Below are 315 nucleotides of genomic sequence, written 5' to 3'. Positions count from 1 at the left end.
CGAAGAAGTCGATGCTGGCGATCTCGGTCCAGGCCATCCGCTACGAGCAGGGCGTCCAGAGCCAGGAGGGCGGCGGCACCAAGCTCCGCTTCGGCGGCAACCGGGCCTCCCAGAAGCTGACCAAGGCCAGCGGCAAGGAGCTCGACTCCTGCGACATCGTGGTCCAGCTCAACAGCATCAACGAGTTCGGGGACAACTCGGTCGACATCAAGATCACCAACTACGACAAGGCGACCAAGCCCGACGTCTGCGGGGTGGCACGGAAGATCACTCAGATGATCTTCGACAAGATCCCGAACGCGGCCTGATGGCCCG

1 protein-coding gene is annotated in these 315 nt (G+C 63.2%); it reads left to right on the top strand.

Going from position 1 to position 315, the window contains the following annotated elements; all coding sequences use genetic code 11:
* A partial coding sequence (locus ABD323_RS45045; protein ID WP_344447729.1) for a hypothetical protein occupies window positions 1-308 on the top strand: 308 nt, incomplete at its 5' end.
* Between the last annotated feature and the right edge of the window lie 7 nt (window positions 309-315).

The organism is Kitasatospora nipponensis (assembly GCF_039528135.1).
GTDB lineage: Bacteria > Actinomycetota > Actinomycetes > Streptomycetales > Streptomycetaceae > Kitasatospora > Kitasatospora nipponensis.
Note: the sequence above shows the minus strand (reverse complement) of the source record. Positions and strands in the feature narration are given on the sequence as shown.